Source organism: Azospirillum formosense (assembly GCF_040500525.1).
Lineage (GTDB): Bacteria > Pseudomonadota > Alphaproteobacteria > Azospirillales > Azospirillaceae > Azospirillum > Azospirillum formosense_A.
In genome coordinates this window covers 580,807-601,037 of the sequence record NZ_CP159402.1, presented here as the reverse complement: position 1 = coordinate 601,037, position 20,231 = coordinate 580,807, and the positions used below count along the sequence as shown (strand labels likewise).

Genomic DNA, 20,231 nt, shown 5'->3' with positions numbered 1-20,231 from the left:
CCGAGGACGGCCGGCCCCGCAAAGGAGGTTCCATGAAGGTCGCTTTCTGCACCCAGGACATGCAGCACGTCGATGCGCATTTCGGGTGGGCCAAGAACATCGTGGTCTACGAGGTGGACAAGGCCGGCTACACGATGGTCGAGACCTGCCAGTTCGGCGGCTCGATGTTCGAGGACGGCAACGAGGACAAGCTGATCCCGAAGCTCGACGCGCTGGCCGACTGCGCCATCGTCTACCTGTCAGCCATCGGCGCCTCCGCCGCCGCCCGCGTGGTGGCGAAGAGGATTCACCCCGTGAAGGTGGAGGCCACGGAGACCATCACCGCCCTGCTCGACCGTCTGGTCGAAACCATCAACGGCAACCCGCCGCCCTGGCTGCGCAAGGCTTTGAACGCCGGCCAGCCGCAGGAGCTGGCCTTCGACGAGGAGGATTGAGAGCATGACCGACACCACCGTGGCCGCCGGAAGCGATCTCGCCGAGGCCTTCCTGAAGACCCTGGTCATGCTGTTCCGCGCCGAAGACAGCTACGGCGCCTGGGAAGGCAAGAGCGACGAGACGATCCTCGCCCCCTTCATCCTCGACAGGGAAGCCCGCGCCGCCATCCCGATCATGGGCGACCCGGACCCCGACACGCTCTGGCGGCTGGAGCTGTTCTACAAGGCCGTCGGCATCACGGTCGAGAAGCAGACCGGTCACATCGCCTCCCCCATCATGAAGATGAGCCACGAGGGCTTCGGCCGCATGGTGCTGACCACGGGCCGGTTGGTCGTGGTGTCGAAGCATCTGCGCGACGTCCACCGCTTCGGCTTCCCGTCGCTGGAGAAGCTGGCCGCCGACGGCGCGAAGATCGTGGAAGAGGCCGTGGCGTTGATCCGCAAGTATCCCGACGTCGCCGATCTGTGAGGATGCCGCCATGTCCGACATCGACGCCCTGAAGGACGAGGTCAAGAGGCTCAACGCCCGCGCGACCCAGAAGAAGATGGACCTGCACGACCTGTCGGAGGAACTGCCGCAGAACTGGCAGTCGATCCTCCAGGTCGCCCAGGAGACCTACGACGCCTACAAAACCCTGACCGAGAAGCGCGCCGCGCTGAAGGCGCTGGAGAAGGCGTCCGCCTGAGCATCCTCCTGCCCCCTCCCCGACCCTCCCCCGCTCCGCGGGAGAGGGTGCCTTCGGCGAAGCGGCGGCGATCCCCTCCACCGCCAAAGGCGGGGGAGGGTTAGGGAGGGGGCAACATCTACGCCCACCTCCCCACCAAACAACACACCAAGCCCGATTGAGGAGCAGACGATGGCTGAGTTCGTGACCGGCACCACCCGCGGCGGCGCTGCCTGGACGCCGAAATTCGTGGAAAGCATCGACCAGAAGATGTGCATCGGCTGCGGCCGCTGCTTCAAGGTCTGCGGCCGCGACGTGCTGGAGCTGATCGGCATCACCGAGGACGGCGACATCGTCGACGCCTTCGACGACGAGGCCGAGAAGAAGGTCATGAGCGTCAAGACCGCCGGCAACTGCATCGGCTGCGAGAGCTGCGGCAAGGTTTGCTCCAAGAATTGCATCACCCACTTGCCCCAGGCGGCCTGACCGCCGCCGACTTGGTCTGAGACGGCCTGACCGCCGCCCGCCCCCGGAGGAGGACGCCATGGGCATCCTGCACGCCGCCCCGCCGGGGGCGGGCGATACCACGCGGCTGTACCGTTGGCTGACCGATCGCCAGGGGCGCTGCAACGTCTTCGACGGGCACCTGTTCGCCTGCATCCTCGCCCGCCGCTGGCCGGCGGGTCCGGGTGCGCTGGGATTGGACGACCGGGCGCTCGGCCGGTTGCTCGACCGCTATTTCCCCGGTGCCTTCGCGGCCGGCCTGCCGGTTCCCGACAGCTCGCCCGCCCCCCTGCCGCCGCTTCTCCGGAGCGAGATGGACGACATCGCCGCCCTCCTGCTTGCCCACCGCTCACTGGGCATAGAAGAGGAGGACTGGCTCGCCGCCATCCTGGCGCGGGCCATGCTCGACGGGGGCGAACTGTGGCGGGATCTCGGTCTGGCCGGACCGAGCCATCTCGCGGCGCTGATGGAGCGCCATTTCGACCCGCTGGCCCTGCTGAACGCCACCGGCACCCGCTGGAAGGCTTTTCTCTACCGCTTCCTCTGCGCGCGGGACAGGCTGATTCCCTGCGGCGCCCCGGTCTGCCGCGATTGCGGCGCGGAGTCCGTGTGCTTCGGGGCGGGCGACTGACGGAGCCGATCCGTTGATCACCGGCCCGTCGCCACCGTCACTCCTCCCCCACGCCTTTCGCCAGCGCGGCGATGACTCCGTAGCCGACCCGGTCCTGCGGGTCGATCTCCGCCAGCTTGGCGAGGATCGCCCCTGCCTCCTCCACCCGCCCGCTGCGCAGACTGATGAAAGCCAGCGCCTTCAGGGTGAAGAGGGTGAAGCGCGTCGGCCCCTCCTTCGCCCAATCCGCGCTGTCCGCGCGCAGGCTTCGCCAGCCGCCGGCATAGCCGCCCTCGCGCGCCGCCGCGTCCAGCCCGATCATCGCCACCCGCTCCGCGTCCGCGAAGCGCTTGCGGTTGACGTAGAATTTGTAGAGCGCGTGGAAGACCGGAAGGACGCGCGGCCCCATCCGGTGGGCCTCCCACAGCAGGGCCTCGCAGGCCGAGGCGTCGGGGCGGGCCTTCACCGCCTCCTGCAGTTTCTCGTCGATGTGCTCGGGCACCTCGCCGAAGGCCATGCGCCCGTTGGACATCCGCAATTCGACCGGCCGCTCCATCACCGTCCCCTTCCGTTGTTTCGCGAAACCGTGCGCCCGGCCGACAATCCTGTATGGGCCGCAAGCCGGCTTCGCGAAAGTCCACAATCAAATTGTGCGTCCTTTCGTCGCAGTATGTCGCAAAGCCGACATGCCCCCGACCCGACAATTGTCGGGAAAACACCAGCCGTCGGACCTGACAATCCATCAAAATCAATGGCTTAAAATTTGGCACGTTGCTTGCTGATCCCATGAGCAGAATCGGTCGGCATGCCCGACGGAGCATTTGGAGGCGGCAGACATGGTGACCCTGACGGATGCGGCGGTGAACACCCTGGAGCGCGTGCTGGCGAAGTCCGGCGGCGCTGCGGCCGGCCTGCGCATCGCGGTGGCCGACGGCGGCTGCGCCGGCATGAAGTACCAGATGGGGCTGGAAGCCACGGCGGGCGACGAGGACGCCGTGCTGACCTTCGGCCCGGTGACGATCTTCGTCGACCCGACCAGCCAGCCCTTTCTGACCGGCGTGGTGGTCGATTTCGTCGAAGGGGTCGAGGGCGCGGGCTTCAAGTTCGACAACCCGAACGCGACGGGAAGCTGCGGCTGCGGCAAGTCCTTCTCGGCGGGTCCGGGGGGAAGCTGCTCCTCCGCGCCGTCGGCCGGCGGCTGCGGCACCGCCCACTAACCCCGAACACTCTCCCCCAACCCGATCACATCGGGCCCGGTAACGCGGGAAAGGCAAGGCGTCATGTGGAACTACACCGACAAGGTCAAGGAACACTTCTTCAACCCGAAGAACGCCGGCGCGCTGGATGAAGCGAACGCCGTGGGCGAGGTCGGGTCGATCACCTGCGGCGACGCCCTGAAGCTGATGATGAAGGTCAACCCCGACAGCCAGGTCATCGAGGACGCGAAGTTCCAGACCTTCGGCTGCGGCTCGGCCATCGCGTCCTCGTCGGCGCTGACGGAGATGATCATCGGCAAGACGGTGGACGAGGCGCTGGCCGTCACCAACCGCGACATCGCCGAGTATCTGGGCGGCCTGCCGCCGGAGAAGATGCACTGCTCGGTCATGGGGGCCGAGGCGCTCCGCGCCGCCATCGCCAACTTCAAGGGCGAGGAGTGGGTCGATGACCACGAGGAAGGCGAGCTGGTCTGCAAATGCTTCGGCATCGACGCGGCGATGATCGAGCGCGCGGTGACCGTCAACAGCCTGACCACGCTGGAGGAGGTCACCCACTACACCAAGGCCGGCGGCTCCTGCCAGACCTGCCACGAGAAGATCGAGGAGGTGCTGGAGGCCGTGCTCGCCAAGACCGGCGCGCTGGCCCCGCCCAAGGCCCACGCCCCCGGCACGGTCGGGCTGGACGCCATCAAGCCGCTGGCCCCGAAGGCCGAGGCCGCCCCGGCGAAGCTCACGAACGTGCAGCGCATGCAGAAGATCATGGTCGCCATCGAGGAGCTGCGCCCGCAGATCCAGCGCGACGGCGGCGACGTGGAGCTGGTGGACATCGACGGCAAGGACATCTACGTCCGGCTGTCCGGCGCCTGCTCCGGCTGTTCGCAGTCCGCCGGCACCATGATGGGCGTGCAGGCCAAGCTGGTCGAGGCGCTGGGCGAGTTCGTCCGCGTCAAGCCCGCCTCCCTCCTGCCGGCGGGGGCCTGAGCCATGACCGCGAACACAGCCCAAATGGGCATCTACCTCGACAACAACGCCACCACCCGCGTCGATCCGGAGGTGCTGGCGGAGATGCTGCCGCTGTTCACCGAGCAGTTCGGCAACCCTTCCTCCATGCACGGCTTCGGCGCCGCGGTGGGCGGCAAGATCGAATGGGCGCGCAAGCAGCTGCAGGCGCTGCTCGGCGCCGCCCATGACAGCGAGATCGTCTTCACCTCCGGCGGAACGGAGAGCGACAACACCGCCATCCTGTCGGTGCTGGAGGCCTATCCGAAGAAGAGGAGCATCGTCACCAGCGTGGTCGAGCATCCCGCGGTCCTGGCGCTGTGCGACTATCTGGAGAAGAAGCGCGGCTACACCGTCCACCGCATCGGCGTCGACAACCGGGGCAACCTCGACCTCGACGCCTACGAGGCGGCGCTGGGGCCGGACGTCGCCATCGTCTCGATCATGTGGGCGAACAACGAGACCGGGACGATCTTCCCGATCGAGGAGCTGGCCCAGCTCGCCAAGGCGGCGGGGGCGGTGTTCCACACCGACGCGGTGCAGGCGGTCGGCAAGATCCCGATGACGCTCGCCACCAGTGCTGTGGACATGCTGTCGCTGTCCGGTCACAAGCTGCACGCGCCCAAGGGCATCGGCGCGCTCTACGTCAAGCGCGGCCTGCGCTTCCGCCCGATGCTGCGCGGCGGCCACCAGGAGCGCTCGCGCCGCGCCGGCACGGAGAACGCGCCGGGCATCGTCGGGCTGGGGGCGGCCGCACAGCTCGCGCTCATGCACATGACCGACGAGAACACGCGGGTGAAGGCGCTGCGCGACAAGCTGGAGCAGGCCATCCTGGCCGCCGTTCCCAACTGCTTCGTCACCGGCAACCCGGCCAACCGCCTGCCCAACACCTGCAACGTCGCCTTCGAGTACATCGAGGGCGAGGCAATCCTCCTGCTGCTCAACGAAGCCGGCATCGCCGCCTCGTCGGGATCGGCCTGCACCTCCGGGTCGCTGGAGCCGAGCCACGTGATGCGGGCCATGGGCGTGCCCTACACCGCCGCCCACGGCGCCACCCGCTTCTCCCTGTCGCGCGAGACGACCGAGGAGGAGATCGACCGGGTGATCGCGGTGGTCCCCGGCATCATCGCCAAGCTGCGCTCGCTGTCGCCCTACTGGTCGCAGGCGGGCGCGCCGAAGGAGTTCGCACCCGTTTACTCGTAACACCGAGATCGCAGGCCGGGCCGGGCCCGCACCCCGGCAACCCGCCCGACGACACCCGCCGGGACGCGGTTCCCCGGCCCGGTCTGCGACACAACACCCTCCTGCCCCCTCCCCATCCCTCCCCCGCTGTCGCGGGGGAGGGGGCAGAGCGGCGCAGTCCCCTCTCCCGCGAAGCGGGGGAGGGTTAGGGAGGGGGCAATCACCGCGACGCATTCGCATCGAGGCTCACGTCATGCCGATGGCCGGTTCCACCATCATCAACGACACGACGCTGCGCGACGGGGAGCAGACGGCGGGGGTCGCCTTCACGCTCGACGAGAAGATCGCCATCGCCCGCGCGCTCGACGCGGCCGGCGTGCCGGAGCTGGAGATCGGCATCCCCGCCATGGGTCCGGAGGAGCGCGAGGGCATCCGCGCCGTCGCCGCGCTGGGGCTGAAGGCCCAGCTGATGGTGTGGTGCCGCATGCACGACACCGACCTGAAGGCGGCGCTGGACTGCAAGGTCGGCTTCGTCAACCTGTCGATGCCCGTCTCCGACATCCACATCACCAAAAAGCTGAAGCGCAGCCGCGCCTGGGCCCTGGCGGAGATCGAACGCAAGGTCAAGACGGCCCGCGACCACGGGCTGGAGGTCAGCCTGGGCGGCGAGGACTCCTCGCGCGCCGACATGGATTTCCTGATCGCCGCCGCCACCGTGGCGCAGGAGGCCGGCGCCCGCCGCTTCCGCTTCGCCGACACGCTGGGCGTGCTCGATCCCTTCCAGACGCGCGCCTGCATCGAACGGCTGCGCCGGGCCACCGACCTGGAGATCGAGATCCACGCCCACGACGACCTCGGCCTCGCCAACGCCAACTCGCTGGCCGCCGTGCTGGGCGGGGCGACCCACGTCAACACCACCGTCAACGGGCTGGGCGAGCGCGCCGGCAACGCCCCGCTGGAGGAGGTGGTGGTGTCGCTGAAGGTGCTCTACGGCCAGGACTGCGGGGTGGACACCCGCGCGCTGGGAGCGATCTCCGACCTCGTGGAGCGCGCGTCCAACCGGCCGGTGGCGGTCAACAAGTCGATCGTCGGCGACGCCGTCTTCACCCACGAGGCCGGCATCCACGTCGATGGGCTGCTGCGCGACCGCGCCACCTACCAGAATTTCGACCCCGCCGAGGTGGGGCGCGAGCACCGCATCGTGCTGGGCAAGCATTCCGGAACGGCGGGGGTGAAGATGGCCTACGGCCAACTCGGCATCGCCTGCGACGACGCCACCGCCCAGGCGGTGCTGCCGCGGGTCCGCGCGCTCGCCACCCGCGCCAAGCGCGCCCCGACGGCGGAGGAGCTGCGCGCCTTCCACGACGACGCCACCCGCTGGAGCGTCGCCTCTTCGTGATCCGGAGGACCCCATGGCCGCGATCGACGCCCACCCGGACCTCGCCATGAACGAGACCAGCCTGTGGAGGCTGCTGCGCGAGGATGTCGCCTGCGTCTTCGACCGCGACCCGGCGGCGCGCAACGTTCTCGACGTGCTGACCTGCTACCCCGGCATCCACGCGCTGGTGGTCCACCGGCTGTCCAACGCCATGTGGCGGCGGGGGCTGCACTGGCCGGCGCGCTTCCTGTCCTATCTCGCCCGCGCCCTGACCAACATCGACATCCACCCCGGAGCCACGATCGGCCGCCGCTTCTTCATCGACCACGGGGCCGGAGTCGTCATCGGCGAAACGGCGGAGATCGGCGACGACGTGACGCTCTATCACGGCGTGACGCTGGGCGGCACATCCTGGACCAAGGGCAAGCGGCACCCGACGCTGGGCGACGGCGTGCTGGTCGGGTCGGGGGCCAAGATCCTGGGGCCGATCACCGTCGGCGCCCAGTGCCGCGTCGGCGCCAACTCCGTGGTGACCAAGGACGTGCCGGAGGGCATGACGGTGGTCGGCATCCCCGGCCGCGTCGTCCGTCCCGACACCCAGCGCCGGCTGGCCGCCCACGGCATCGACCTCGACCACCACCTGATGCCCGACCCGGTCGGCAAGGCCATTGCCTGCCTGATCGACCACATCAACCGCATCGAGGCCCGGCTGGAAGCCCACGCGGCGGCGGAGGCGACGCGCCCCGCTCCCCCGCTGGGCGGCATCCGGCTGGACGACCTACCGCTCGACGGCATCGTCTGCCGGAGCTGCGGCAACCTGTGCGACCAGGATACCTGCGGCAAACACGACACTCCCCACACCGGCGCGCGCGCCGATCATTACGTCATCTGAACGGAAAGGACCCCGCCATGAGCTTCAAGGACGATCTGGAGGATCTGGAGACCGCGGAGGACTTCCTGCGCTTCCTCGGCGTCACCTACGAGCAGCGCGTGGTGAACGTGAACCGCCTGCACATCCTGCAGCGCTTCCACGACTATCTGTCCGCCGACACCGGCATGGAGGGGCTGGACGACGAGGGCATGGCCGCCCGCTACGGCGCCCATCTGCAGCGCGCCTACCAGGATTTCGTGGTGTCCAACGCCATCGCCGAGAAGACCTTCAAGGTCCACCAGGAGGAGGCCAGGCGGATGGCCGACCGCTTCGTCCCGCTGGACGCCCTGCTGCCGACCTGATCCCATCCATCCTTCGCTTGCCGAACGGCCCGCGGACCCGCCCCCCGGCGAGCGTCCGCGGGCCGTTCGGCTTTCCGGCCGTCCCTCGGCTCCGGCCCGCCGTTGTCGGATTTGTCCGGTAGGCGACAGAGGCCGGACCGGGTTTGGGCAGCCGGTCCGGCCATGACGGAAGCCCCCTGTTGAGAAGCCGACACGCCGACCCTTTGTCGCTTTTGCGACAATCTCTCAACAGCCAAAAATATTACTGAAAACAATTGGTTATCCAAGACTTGCGGAACTGGCACGCCGCTTGCTGATAGGGCCGCAGCCACGCCGCCCGACAGGCGGCGGAATGTCAAGGAGACCGGGATGCACATCGTTGTCTGTATCAAACAGGTGCCCGACAGCGCCCAGATCCGCATCCACCCCGTGACGAACACGATCATGCGTCAGGGCGTCCCGGCCATCATCAACCCCTTCGACCTCTTCTCGCTGGAGGAGGCGCTGCGGATCAAGGACAAGGTCGGCGCCCGCGTCACCGTCCTGACCATGGGGCCGCCGATGGCCGAAACCTCGCTGCGCAAGGCGCTGTCGCTGGGCGCCGACGACGCGGTGCTGCTGACCGACCGCAAGTTCGCCGGGTCGGACACGCTGGCGACCTCCTACGCCCTGACCTCGGCGATCCGGAAGCTGTCGGAGGAGGAGACGGTCGATCTGGTCTTCTGCGGCAAGCAGACCGTGGACGGCGACACCGCGCAGGTCGGCCCGGGCATCGCCACGCGGCTGGGCTTCCAGCAGCTCACCTACATCACGAAGATCGAATCGATCGACCAGGGGGCGCGGGAGATCGTCGTGCACCGCCGCTCCGAAGGCGGCGTGCAGGTGCTGAAGACCGCCCTGCCCTGCATGATCACGATGCTGGAGGGCACGAACACCATCCGCTTCGGCAAGATGGACGACATGTTCCGCGCCGCCCGCTATGGACTGAAGACCTGGAACAAGGACACCACCGGCGCCGAAGAGATGAAGGTCGGGCTGAAGGGCTCGCCCACCGTCGTGTCGAAGGTCTTCGTGCCGAAGCCGCGCGCCCAGAAGGCGACGATGGTCGAGGCCGAGGTCCCCACCGCCGAGGCCCAGGCCGCCGCCGCCGTGGACGCCATCTTCGGCGCCCAGCCGAAACTCGCCGACGAGCTGCTCGCCCGCGCCGCCGCCGGGCTGTGACGCGCCGTTCCTGACGAATCCTCCGCCGGAGACATCCCGATGAGCGAACCAAGCAAGCCGCAGGGACGCAAGTTCCAACTGCCCGAGCACCTGAAGGAATACAAGGGGATCTGGGTGATCGTGGAGCAGGAGCGCGGCTCCGTCCATTCCGTGTCGTGGGAGCTGGTGGGCGAGGCCCGCAAGCTCGCCGATAAGCTGGGGGTCGAGGTGGGGGCCGTGGTGCTGGGCGCCGACAGCCCGGAACTGAACGCCATCTGCGGCGACGCCTTCACCTACGGCGCCGACGTCGTCTACAAGGTGACGGACCCGGTCCTGGCCGACTACCGCACCGATCCCTACACGCGGGTGATGACCGACGTGGTCAACACCTACAAGCCGGAAATCGTGCTGCTGGGCGCCACCACGCTGGGCCGCGACCTCGCCGGCGCCATCGCCACCACGCTCGCCACCGGCCTGACCGCCGACTGCACCGAGCTGGACATCTACATGGACAACCGGTCGCTGGCGGCCACCCGCCCGACCTTCGGCGGCACCCTGCTCTGCACCATCCAGACGCTGGCCTACCGCCCGCAGATGGCCACGGTGCGACCGCGCGTGATGTCGATGCCCGACCGCGACGACAGCCGCACCGGCCGCGTCGTCGAGGTGTTCCCGAACCTGCGTGAGACCGACGTCGTCACCAAGGTGCTGAGCTTCATCGCCGACCGCGAGCAGAACGAGGCGCAGCTCGCCTTCGCCGACATCATCGTGGCCGCGGGCAAGGGGCTGGGCAAGCCGGAGAACCTGAAGCTGGTCTTCGACCTCGCCAAGGTTCTGGGCGGCGAGGTCGGGGTGACCCGCCCGCTGGTCCAGGCCGGCTGGACCGGCTTCGACCGGCAGGTCGGGCAGACCGGCAAGACGGTGCGCCCGAAGCTCTACATCGCCGCCGGCATCTCCGGCGCCATCCAGCACCGGGTCGGCATGGAGAAGTCCGACCTGATCCTGGCCATCAACACCGACCCCAACGCGCCGATCTTCGACTTCGCCCATCTCGGGCTGGTCGGCGACGCGCTGACCATCCTGCCGGCCCTGACCGACGCCTTCGGCAAGCGCCTGTCGGTCAACCGGCTGGCCGGCTGATTTTCCGGACGATAAGGAGCCACAAGGACCATGGTCGAAAAGTTCGACGCCATCGTCATCGGTGCCGGCCCGTCCGGCAACGCGGCGGCCTACACGCTGGCCAAGCAGGGCCTCAGCGTTCTTCAGCTGGAGCGCGGGGAGTATCCCGGCGCCAAGAACGTCCAGGGCGGCATCATGTACGCCGCCGAGCTGGAGAAGATCATCCCGGACTTCCGCGAGGATTGCCCGACCGAGCGCCACATCATCGAACAGCGCATCTGGCTGCTCGGCGACGACAACTACATCGGCACCAACTACCGGTCGGACGCTTTCAACAGCGACAAGCCGAACCGCTACACGATCATCCGCGCCAACATCGACAAGTGGTTCTCGGAGAAGATCCGCGAGGCCGGCGGCCTGCAGATCTGCGAGACCACGGTGACGGAGCTGATCCGCGACGCCTCGGGCAAGGTGATCGGCGTGCGCACCGACCGCGAGGGCGGCGAGATCCACGCCGACGTGGTCATCATGGCCGACGGCGTGAACGCCCTGCTCGCCCGCCGCACCGGCTTCCAGCAGGAGCTGGCGCCGCAGAACGTCGCGCTGGCGGTCAAGGAAATCCTGTTCATCGATCCCGAACTGATCCAGCAGCGCTTCGGCCTGAAGGACGAGGAGGGCGTGGTCATCGAGATCATGGGCAAGGTGACCAAGGGCATGGTCGGTACGGCGTTCCTCTACACCAACAAGGAATCGCTGACGATCGGCATCGGCTGCCTGATCTCCGACTTCAAGGAGGGCGCCGTCCCGCCCTACAAGATGCTGGAGGACCTGAAGAACCACCCCGTCATCAAGCCGCTGATCGAAGGGGCGGAGATGAAGGAATACGCCGCCCACATGATCCCCGAAGGCGGCTACAAGGCGGTTCCGCAGCTTTACGGCGACGGCTGGATGGTGGTCGGCGACGCCGCCCATTTCAACAACGCCGCCCACCGCGAGGGCTCCAACCTCGCCATGGCGTCGGGACGCATGGCGGCGGAGACGGTGATCGAGCTGAAGCAGGCCGGCAAGCCCTGCAACGCCGCCAACCTCGCCGCCTACAAGAAGAAGCTGGACGACAGCTTCATCATGAAGGACCTGAAGAAGTACCGGAACCTGCCGGGCATCATGCACGAGAACAAGCAGTTCTTCGGCGCCTATCCCGACACGCTGACCGCCGCCGCCCACAGCTGGTTCACCGTGGACAGCGTGGACAAGAAGACGAAGGAGAAGGAGATCATGAAGTCCTTCGTCAGGAAGCGCTCGATCATGGGGCTGGTCGGCGACGCAATCAAGCTGGTGAGGGCCGTGCGATGAGCATCGTGGTCAAGATCGAAGAGAAGCTGTACCAGAACCGCTACATCGTGGACGAGAGCCGGCCGCACATCCAGATCCGCAACGACGCGGTCTGCAGGTCCTGCGAGTCCCAGGCCTGCACCGTCTGCTGCCCGGCGGCCTGCTACAGCAAGAACGAGACGGGCAGCGTGACGCTGGCCACCGACGGCTGCCTGGAATGCGGCACCTGTCGCGTGGTCTGCCAGGACAAGGAAAATATTCAGTGGGACTACCCACGGGGCGGCTACGGCATCAGTTATAAGTTTGGTTGAGGAACGCACCGGCGGTCCTACGGCCTTCGCCGTTGCTCCGCCGGTCGTCTCCCTCTCCTATCCGCCATGACTGAAACCCCTTCCCGCTCCGCGGGAAGGGGTTTTCTTCATGGCGGGAGCGCTGCAGGGTCCCCACCCGAATTTTCAGACATCGGATGGGTGCGGAAGGGACAAACGCTGCACATATCCGTTGTATCGAGACCCGCGGAACGAGGGAGACGGAACATGCAGCTTCGTGTCTGCTTCGAAAACATGAAGTCGGTCAACGTCAACGACGCGTCGATGATGCGGCATTACGCCGAAAGCTATCTCGCCGATTTCCGGCCGGAATGGGCGGGCTTCATCATGCTGCCGCACAACGAGACCCAGCGCGCCACCATGGAGCCGGCTTGGCAGATGCTGATCCGCAACGCCACGCCGGCCCTGGAACGCCGCCTGCTGGAGTATGTGCGGGAGAACCCGATGGCCGCCTACCATGTGCACATCTACCGCCGCGATCACGGCAACGAGGTCAAGGTCCAGTAAGATCCGCGCATGTGAGACGTCGCATCGCGGCGGGCAGCCGCCGCGATGCGCGTGCCGCGACGCCCTGGACGGCGCATCGGACCGGTGCCGTCAGACCGGCGCCATTTCGCGGATGAAGGCGGCGGCGCGGCCGAGTTCCCGGTCGGCGCGGGCGACCAGCGCACCGATGCCGTCCAGCCGGCGATCCACGCAGGCCACCTCGATGGCGTCGCTCGCCGCCGCGAGGTCGCGCGCCCCCACCGTGCGGGACGACCCGGCCAGCTTGTGGGCGGCCTGACGCACGCCATCCCAATCCCCCGCCGCGTGGGCGGCGACCAGACGGTCGCGGCTCGCGGTGTTGGAGACGATGAACTCCTGAAGCAGTTGCCCGACGAACTCCATGTCGCCGTCGAACAGCGTCGCCAGAACCCCCACGTCGATGGGCGGAGCGTCGGGATCGGTGTCCGGAGCCGCGGCGGGCGGCGGCGGAGCCTTAGCCGGTTCGGGGGCCGGTTGGGGGCCCGGTTCGGGGGCCGCTCCCGGAGCCCGGCGCGACGGCAGGTAGCGGTCCAGCAGGCGGCGCAGCTGGCCGATCTCCACCGGTTTCGACAAGGCGTCGTCCATCCCCGCGGACAGGCAGCGTTGCGCCTCGCCGGCCATGGCGTTGGCGGTGACGGCGATGATGGGCAGGCGGGCGCGCCCGCTCGCCGCCTCCTCGGCGCGGATCAGGCGGGTCAGCTCGAAGCCGTCCATCTCCGGCATCTGGCAGTCGGTCAGCAGCAGCGCGTAATCGCCGCCGCGCCACAGGGCCAGCGCCTGGACGCCGTCCTCGGCCAAATCCGCCGTCTGGCCGAGCAGCGCGAGCTGCCTCTGGATGACCTGCCGGTTGGTCGGGTGGTCCTCGGCCACCAGGATGCGGGGTGCCGGCGCGTCGCCCTCGGCGGACAGAGGCACCGTGGCCGGTCCGGGGTGCCCCGCCTCGGTCTCGACCGCCGGGCCACGGCCGGCGGCGGCAAGCACGGCGCGCACCAGATGGCCGCGGCGCACCGGACGCGCCAGACCGACCGCGTCGATCAGGGCGCCGCGCCCGCCCAGGAGAACTCGCCCGCGCGCCAGCCCCGGCGCCGCGGCGTCCAGCGCCGGCAAATCGCCCTCGTCGGTGGTGAGCACCACGTCGCAGGGCGTGCCGGGCGGCAGGGCCCGCACAGCCGCCGCCGCGTCCGGCGCGTCCAGCAGCACCGCCCCGTCGGTGCCCAGGTAGCGGGCGAGGAACCGCCGCTCCTCCGCGTCGGCGGCCAGGAGCAGCACCGACAGCCCGGCCAGCGGCGGGGCCGCGACCCCGGCGGCGTCGCCGTCCGGGGCGAGATCGGCGGTGAAGGTGAACCAGAAGGCGGAGCCGCGGCCCGGCTCGCTCGCCACCCCCACCGCGCCGCCCATCAGTTCGGCCAGACGGCGGCAGATCGACAGCCCCAGCCCGGTCCCGCCGAAGCGCCGGGTGGTCGAGGCCTCCGCCTGGGTGAAGGGGCGGAACAGCTGGGCCTGCGCCTCCTTGGCGATGCCGATGCCGGTGTCGGTCACGGTGATCCGGATGGTCGCCCGTCCCTCCTCGAAGCGCGCCAGCTCGGCGCGGATGCGCACCGAGCCGGAGGGGGTGAACTTCACGGCGTTGCCGGCGATGTTGAACAGCACCTGCCGGATGCGCACCGAATCGCCCATGACCAGCGGCGGCAGGTCGGGATCGACGTAGGTGACCAGCGTCAGGTCCTTCTGCCGCGCCGCCGGGGCCAGCGTCTCGGCCACGCCCTCCACCACCGCGGACAGCGACACCGGGGCGCGCTCCAGGTCGAGCCGCCCGGCCTCGATCTTCGAGAAGTCCAGGATGTCGTTGATGATGGTCAGCAGCGCCCCCGCCGAATCGCGCACGACGGCGACCAGCTCCTGCTGCTCGGGCGTCAGCGGCGTGTATTCCAGAAGCTCCAGCATGCCCTGGACGCCGTTCATCGGGGTGCGGATCTCGTGGCTCATCGTCGCCAGGAACAGCGACTTGGCCTGGTTGGCCGCCTCCGCCTCCGCCCTTGCCGCCTCGGCCGCCTCGGTCGCGGCGACCAGTTCGCGCGTGCGGTCGGCCACCTGGCTTTCCAGGTTGCGGTTGAGCCCGCTCAGCTCCTCGTACAGATGCACGTTGTCGAAGCCGACCGCGACCTTGGAGCAGAAGACCTCCAGCAAGCGCCGCTCGTCCTCCGTCAGGGGGCGGCCGTGGCTGATGTGAAAGACCGTGTCGTGGTGCCGCGAGGTGGAGCGGAAGACCAGCAGGCTGCGCTCCCGCTCGTAGCGGTTGCGCCCGTCGGCCAACACCTGGGTCACCGCCTCCGCCGCCTCCGCCGGCAGGGCCGCGCGCACCGGCTTGCCCTCCGCCGCCGCGTGGATGCCGCCCGCCCCCACAACCAGAGGGTCGCGCGCGGCGCCGGCCTCCTCCTCGGTCCAGCGGCTGCACAGGGCGATGCCGTCGCAGGGCGGGCAGATCTCGGCGATCTTCGACACCGCGCCGCGGACGAACTCCGCCATGGTCCGCTTGTCCAGCAGAGCGGAGGAGGCGTCCAGGATGCGCTCCAGCCCCCGGCGGTGGTCCTCGATGGCGGTGATGTCCTGATAGCCGCGCAGGGCGGCGACGACCGAGGTGAACAGCTTCTGCGCCGTCAGCTCCGTCTTCGATTTGTAGTCGTTGATGTCGTAGTTGAGGATGACGTCGCGTTCCGGCGCCTGCCCCGGCTGGCCGGTGCGCAGGATGATGCGGACGCGCCGGTTGTTCAGCTCGCTGCGGATCATGCGCACCAGCCGCAGGCCGGCGTCGTCCGATTCCATGACCACGTCGAGAAGCACCACGGCGATGGCCGGGTTCTGTTCCAGCAGGCTGCGCGCCTCGGCCGCGGTGCCGGCGGACAGGAACTGCGCCGGGCGGCCTTCGAAGGTGAACCCGCGCAGGACCATCTTGGTGGTGGCGTGGATGGCCGGATCGTCGTCGACGATCAGGATGATCCAGGGGTCGGCGGGCTCCGGCGCCGCTTCCTTCGCCGTCTCGGCCTCGATACCCGGCTCGTCGTCGGCGAAAAGAAACTCGTCGCTCATCGAACTCCCTCCGCACCGCCGGCCGCTTCCGGAGGCGGGAGGATATCACAGCGCCGCCGCGCGTGAACATGCCCCTGCGGCCCGCCACAACCCTTCATCGGCCGTATGCCGACGCCACCGACAACCCCAGACTGCGTTCCGCCCGTCAGCCGCCGTGGTCGCCACCCCCGGAGTCGGCGTTGCAGAAGCGGCGCAGCGCGTCCAGGTCGGCGACGGACACCGTCCCGCCCTGCGTCTCCACCCCCACGCCGCGCAGCTTGGCCAGCGCGCGGGAGAAGGTTTCCGGCTGCATGCCGAGGCGCCGCGCGATCAGCGCCTTGTCGAAGGGCAGAGCGAAGCTGGCGGCCCCGCCGCCTTCCGGGCAGAAGCGCAGCAGGAAGCTGCCGACCCGCTGCGCCGTCGGCTGGACCTGCAATTGCTCGATCTGCTGGACGAGGTGGCGCAACCGCACCGACAGCGACCCCAGCATGGCGAAGGCGATCTGCTCGTCCTCGCGCAGGCAGCGGGCGAAGCCCTCCGCCGTCAGGGTCATGACGCGCGAGTCGGCCACCGCCTCGGCGCAGACCGGGAACTTGCCGCTGGCGAACATGGCGGCCTCGGCGAAGGTCTCGCCGGGCGCGACGATGGTCACCACCGCCTCCGCCCCGTCGCGGGTCAGGCGGTAGAGCTTCACCCAGCCGTCGAGCAGCGCGAAGAAGCGGTCGGCGTCCTCGTCCTGAACGAACAGGGTCGTGCCCCGCGGCACCGTGCGCACCTGGGCGGTGCTGACGAGCAATTCCAGCGACCGGTCGGGCAGGCGTCCGAACAGCGCGTTGGACCGCAGCGTCGCGGCGTCCTGGGGCCGGAAGCCCGGCAGATCGTTCCTCATGCCTTCCCTCACCTCTTCAACCCCCAAACAGTCCCGGCCCGGACAACCGGCGGGCGGGGCCATTCCGCCCGGCCACTGTCGCAGCATGCACAAGCCTTGGGCAAGACAGGGATTCACCGCGACGATGCGGAAGCCTTGGACATCGGCATCCAAGACCCGGAAACGAACCGGGGCGCCTCCTCGCGGAAGCGCCCCGGCCGTTCTTCAAAGTCCGTTCTTCAGAGGCTGCAGACGGCTTAGCGGTACTCGACCTTGCCGGCCTCCGGACCCTTCTGGCCCTGGCGGACGGTCACGCGCACCTGATCGCCTTCCTGGAGCGTCTGCATGCCGGAGCGACGCAGAACGTTCACATGGACGAACACGTCCTTGCCACCGGTGCTCGGCGTGATGAAGCCGAAGCCCTTGTCGGCGTTGAACCACTTGACGGTGCCGTCGACCTCTTCGCCGCCGCCGGCGTCGTTGCCCCAGCCGCCGCGGTCGTAACCGCCGCCGCCGCCGAAGCCGCCACGGTCATAACCGCCGCCACCGAAGCCGCCGCCGCCCGTGCGGGCCGGACGGGCCGAGCGGGTCGCGGTGGAGGTGTCCACGGACTGGATGGAAGCAACCTGCGGACCCTTCGGGCCGCGGGCGAGGTCGCAAACGATGGTCGCGCCTTCGTCGAGCGCGTCATAGCCGGCGGCCTGGACCGCGGAGACGTGCAGGAAGGCGTCGGGCGAACCGTCCTCGGGTGACACGAAGCCGAACCCCTTGGTGGGGTTGAACCACTTCACAGTGGCGGTGACGTTGGCCTTGGTGATCTCGGGAGCGCGGTAGCCCTGGCGGGGCGGGCGGTCGAACATGTGTCTTCAAGCTCATAGAGGATGCCGAATTATCTTTGTCACAGGGTACGAGCCATCCGTCAAGCACGCCAAAGGCCAGACGCCCCGTCCTGCGACATTCGGCCAGGGGGAAACGCGTCCGTTCGGAAGGGGTACCGGTCCCGAAGGCGCCCGAGGCCGACCCCGCCCGGCGGCCGCGCACCGCGGCCACCAGAAGCTCGGTGCAGAGGAAATTTCTTTCGCCAATTGAACATCTTAAGACATTTTCCACAGCGCCTGTCGGAGCCCGCGCCGCCCGGCGGTGCCGGCAGAGCAAACCGCGCGCGCATACGTCTGTGACAAAATCCCGACATGGTTGTCTTCCGCCAAGGGTCATAGAGGCGACAGCCACTCCCCCAGTTTCGTCCAGCGCCGCCGCCCCTGGACCCCACGCACCGCCATGGCGAGCGCGCGGCGCTGGCCGAGCATGATCACCAGCCGCTTGCCCCGGGTCACGCCCGTATAGATCAGGTTTCGGTGAAGCATCGTGTAATGCTGGGTCACCACCGGAATCACGACAACCGGGTATTCGGAGCCCTGACTCTTGTGGATCGTCGTCGCGTATGCGAGGACGATCTCGTCCAATTCTCCGAAATCATAGGTCACCGGGCGTCCGTCGAAGGTGGCGGTTAGCGTCCCTTCTTCGGCGTCCACGGCGGATACGATGCCGAGGTCGCCGTTGTAGACCTCCTTGTCGTAGTTGTTCTCGACCTGCATGACCTTGTCGCCGGGACCGAAGGTCCAGCCGAATCGCTCGACTCGGGACTCGCCCGGCGGGTTCAGCACCCTCTGCAATTCGATGTTCAGCGACCGCGCGCCGAGACCGCCGCGGTTCATAGGGCAGAGGATCTGCACGTCGCGCACGGGGTCGGCGCCGAACCGGCGGGGAATGCGGTCACGCACCATCTCGATCAGCTTCGCCACGCCGGCCTCCGGCGTCGCCGCCTCGACGAAATAGAAGTCGCTGTCCTCACCGGCCTTCGGCGTCTCCGGCATCTGGCCGGCGTTGATGCGGTGGGCGTTGACGATGATGCGGCTGGTCGCCGCCTGCCGGAAGATCTCGGTCAGCCGCACCACCGGCACCGCGCCGGAGGCGATCACGTCGCCCAGAACCTGCCCCGGCCCGACCGAGGGCAGCTGGTCCACGTCGCCCACCAGCAGCAGCGCCGCCCGCCCCGGCACGGCGCGCAGCAGCGCGTTCATCAGCGGCACGTCGACCATGCTGGTCTCGTCCACCACCAGCAGGTCGCAGTCCAGCGGGTTGGTCTCGTCGCGCTTGAAGCCGCCGGCCTGTGGGTCGGTCTCCAGCAGGCGGTGGATGGTCCGCGCCTCCAGGCCGGTGCTCTCGCTCAGCCGCTTGGCGGCACGGCCGGTCGGGGCGGCCAGCGCGATCGACACACCCTTGGCCTTCAGCATGGTCAGGATGCTGTTCACCAGCGTTGTCTTGCCCACCCCCGGACCGCCGGTGATCACCAGCAGCTTCGACGCCGCCGCCTGGCGCAGCGCCTCCCGCTGCCCCTCGGCCAGGGTGATCCCGGCCTTCGCCTCGACCCAGGGAATGGCCTTCTCCGCGTCGATCTCCGGCCAGGGCACCGGGCCGCCGGCCAGACGGCGCAGCCGGTCGGCGATGGCCCGCTCCGCCCGGTGCAGGCTCGCCAGGAACAGGCAGGGCTCGCCGCCCAGGCTGTCGGCGACCACCGCGCCGTCCTGCCGCTCCAGCTCCGCCGCGGCCTCCAGGATGGAGGCGTCGATCTCCAGCAGCTTGACGGCCAGCGGGATCAGCTCGGCCACCGGCACGCCACAATGGCCCTGGTCGGTCGCCTCGGCCAGGGCGTAGCCGATGCCGGCCCGCGCCCGGATCATCGCGGTCTTCTCGATGCCCAGCCTTGCGGCCACCGCGTCCGCCGTCTTGAAGCCGATGCCGCGGATGTCGCGGGCCAGCCGGTAGGGGTTCTCGGTGATCAGCCGGATGGCGTCCGGCCCGTAGGTCTTGAAGATGCGCACCGCGCGCGAGGTGCCGACCCCGTGGCTGTGCAGGAAGATCATGATCTCCCGGATCACCTTCTGGTCGGCCCAGCCGGCGATGATCCGCTGCGCCCGCTTCGGCCCGATGCCGGTGACCTGCCGCAGCCGGTCCGGCTCCTGCTCGATCACGTCGAACACCGCCTCGCCGAAGGCCTTGACCATCTTCTTGGCGTAGACCGGCCCGATGCCGCGGATCAGGCCGGAGCCGAGATACTTCTCGATCCCCTCCACCGTGGTCGGCGGGGTGGCGCGCAGGAAGTCGGCCTTGAACTGGAGCCCGTGGTTGCGGTCGTTCACCCAGGCGCCGCTGGCCTGCACGAACTCCCCCGCGCCGATGGTGGCGGCGTGGCCGACCAGCGTGACGAGGTCGCGCTGCCCGCGCACCTTCAGCCGCAGCACGCAGAATCCCGTCTCCGGGCTGTGGAAGGTCACCCGCTCCACCAGCCCGGACAGCGGCTCCCGCGCGGGCGTGCCCGCCGCCGGGGATGCATGGCCGGATATGCTCATGCCACCCTACATAGGCGCTGGCGGGCCGTTGGGGGAGTTCCCCGCGCCACCGCCGCAGCGCGGCAATTCGGAGGAAGACCGCGGCCCCGCGAATGTGTACCTTGTCGCCCGAAGCCCGCGCCGCGGACCGCACCGTATGGACGGCGCCGCGCGTGGGCTTGCGGTGAATAAAACGTCAGCC

General features: G+C 69.0%; 21 protein-coding genes. 16 read left to right on the top strand and 5 right to left on the bottom strand.

Annotated features, from left to right (window positions below; translation table 11 throughout):
* Positions 1-32: 32 nt before the first annotated feature.
* The 5 genes from nifX to ABVN73_RS02825 all read left to right on the top strand — a co-directional run bounded on the left by nifX (position 33) and on the right by ABVN73_RS02825 (position 2,234).
* Entirely contained in the window at positions 33-434 is a 402-nt protein-coding gene (gene nifX / locus ABVN73_RS02845; RefSeq protein ID WP_353858840.1) for a nitrogen fixation protein NifX, read from the top strand.
* 4 nt (positions 435-438) lie between these two features.
* Positions 439-903: a NifX-associated nitrogen fixation protein gene (locus ABVN73_RS02840; protein WP_353858839.1), complete on the top strand. Its 465-nt coding sequence runs from the start codon at positions 439-441 to the stop codon at positions 901-903.
* A gap of 10 nt (positions 904-913) precedes the next feature.
* Entirely contained in the window at positions 914-1,120 is a 207-nt protein-coding gene (locus tag ABVN73_RS02835) for a CCE_0567 family metalloprotein (RefSeq protein ID WP_353858838.1), read from the top strand.
* Positions 1,121-1,291: 171 nt separating this feature from the next.
* Entirely contained in the window at positions 1,292-1,585 is a 294-nt protein-coding gene (gene fdxB, locus ABVN73_RS02830) for a ferredoxin III, nif-specific (RefSeq protein ID WP_353858837.1), read from the top strand.
* Between the two features lie 58 nt (positions 1,586-1,643).
* The gene (locus ABVN73_RS02825) at positions 1,644-2,234 is read left to right on the top strand and encodes a nitrogen fixation protein NifQ (RefSeq protein WP_353858836.1); all 591 of its coding nucleotides are present in this window, start codon (positions 1,644-1,646) and stop codon (positions 2,232-2,234) included.
* Between the two features lie 37 nt (positions 2,235-2,271).
* Here the strand turns inward: ABVN73_RS02825 and ABVN73_RS02820 are convergent, their stop codons facing one another.
* Complete coding sequence (locus ABVN73_RS02820; protein WP_353858835.1) at positions 2,272-2,769, bottom strand: hypothetical protein; 498 nt, start codon at positions 2,767-2,769, stop codon at positions 2,272-2,274.
* Between the two features lie 280 nt (positions 2,770-3,049).
* Between ABVN73_RS02820 and ABVN73_RS02815 the strand changes: the two genes are divergently transcribed.
* The 11 genes from ABVN73_RS02815 to ABVN73_RS02765 all read left to right on the top strand — a co-directional run bounded on the left by ABVN73_RS02815 (position 3,050) and on the right by ABVN73_RS02765 (position 12,688).
* Entirely contained in the window at positions 3,050-3,430 is a 381-nt protein-coding gene (locus tag ABVN73_RS02815) for an iron-sulfur cluster assembly accessory protein (RefSeq protein WP_137102562.1), read from the top strand.
* 63 nt (positions 3,431-3,493) lie between these two features.
* Positions 3,494-4,411, top strand: coding sequence for a Fe-S cluster assembly protein NifU (gene nifU, locus ABVN73_RS02810; protein ID WP_353858834.1), 918 nt, complete (start codon positions 3,494-3,496; stop codon positions 4,409-4,411).
* Positions 4,412-4,435: 24 nt separating this feature from the next.
* Positions 4,436-5,632 carry a cysteine desulfurase NifS gene (gene nifS / locus ABVN73_RS02805; RefSeq protein ID WP_353859453.1) on the top strand — a complete coding sequence of 399 codons (1,197 nt, stop codon included), beginning with the start codon at positions 4,436-4,438 and terminating at the stop codon, positions 5,630-5,632.
* Between the two features lie 232 nt (positions 5,633-5,864).
* A complete protein-coding gene (gene nifV, locus ABVN73_RS02800; protein ID WP_353858833.1) occupies positions 5,865-7,010 on the top strand; it encodes a homocitrate synthase in 1,146 nt (381 codons plus the stop codon).
* Between the two features lie 61 nt (positions 7,011-7,071).
* Positions 7,072-7,881 (top strand): serine O-acetyltransferase, encoded by an 810-nt coding sequence (cysE, locus tag ABVN73_RS02795; protein WP_353859452.1) that lies wholly within the window; start codon positions 7,072-7,074, stop codon positions 7,879-7,881.
* 17 nt (positions 7,882-7,898) lie between these two features.
* On the top strand, positions 7,899-8,222 hold the full coding sequence (locus tag ABVN73_RS02790; protein ID WP_353858832.1) for a nitrogenase-stabilizing/protective protein NifW: 324 nt from the start codon (positions 7,899-7,901) through the stop codon (positions 8,220-8,222).
* A gap of 348 nt (positions 8,223-8,570) precedes the next feature.
* Positions 8,571-9,422, top strand: a complete 852-nt coding sequence (locus tag ABVN73_RS02785; protein WP_353858831.1) for an electron transfer flavoprotein subunit beta/FixA family protein — start codon at positions 8,571-8,573, stop codon at positions 9,420-9,422.
* Positions 9,423-9,461: 39 nt separating this feature from the next.
* The gene (locus tag ABVN73_RS02780) at positions 9,462-10,541 is read left to right on the top strand and encodes an electron transfer flavoprotein subunit alpha/FixB family protein (RefSeq protein ID WP_353858830.1); all 1,080 of its coding nucleotides are present in this window, start codon (positions 9,462-9,464) and stop codon (positions 10,539-10,541) included.
* 30 nt (positions 10,542-10,571) lie between these two features.
* Positions 10,572-11,873, top strand: a complete 1,302-nt coding sequence (locus tag ABVN73_RS02775; protein WP_353858829.1) for an FAD-dependent oxidoreductase — start codon at positions 10,572-10,574, stop codon at positions 11,871-11,873.
* Complete coding sequence (locus ABVN73_RS02770) at positions 11,870-12,163, top strand: ferredoxin family protein (RefSeq protein ID WP_353858828.1); 294 nt, start codon at positions 11,870-11,872, stop codon at positions 12,161-12,163. Before ABVN73_RS02775 ends, ABVN73_RS02770 begins: the two co-directional genes overlap by 4 nt.
* Before the next feature lie 225 nt (positions 12,164-12,388).
* The gene (locus ABVN73_RS02765; RefSeq protein ID WP_353858827.1) at positions 12,389-12,688 is read left to right on the top strand and encodes a hypothetical protein; all 300 of its coding nucleotides are present in this window, start codon (positions 12,389-12,391) and stop codon (positions 12,686-12,688) included.
* 90 nt (positions 12,689-12,778) lie between these two features.
* Here the strand turns inward: ABVN73_RS02765 and ABVN73_RS02760 are convergent, their stop codons facing one another.
* The 4 genes from ABVN73_RS02760 to ABVN73_RS02745 all read right to left on the bottom strand — a co-directional run bounded on the left by ABVN73_RS02760 (position 12,779) and on the right by ABVN73_RS02745 (position 20,044).
* Positions 12,779-15,793, bottom strand: coding sequence for a DUF3369 domain-containing protein (locus ABVN73_RS02760; RefSeq protein ID WP_353858826.1), 3,015 nt, complete (start codon positions 15,791-15,793; stop codon positions 12,779-12,781).
* 145 nt (positions 15,794-15,938) lie between these two features.
* On the bottom strand, positions 15,939-16,661 hold the full coding sequence (locus ABVN73_RS02755) for a Crp/Fnr family transcriptional regulator (RefSeq protein WP_353858825.1): 723 nt from the start codon (positions 16,659-16,661) through the stop codon (positions 15,939-15,941).
* A gap of 236 nt (positions 16,662-16,897) precedes the next feature.
* A complete protein-coding gene (locus tag ABVN73_RS02750) occupies positions 16,898-17,500 on the bottom strand; it encodes a cold-shock protein (RefSeq protein ID WP_137140132.1) in 603 nt (200 codons plus the stop codon).
* A 351-nt stretch (positions 17,501-17,851) separates the two neighbouring features.
* A complete protein-coding gene (locus tag ABVN73_RS02745; RefSeq protein ID WP_353859451.1) occupies positions 17,852-20,044 on the bottom strand; it encodes an ATP-dependent RecD-like DNA helicase in 2,193 nt (730 codons plus the stop codon).
* Between the last annotated feature and the right edge of the window lie 187 nt (positions 20,045-20,231).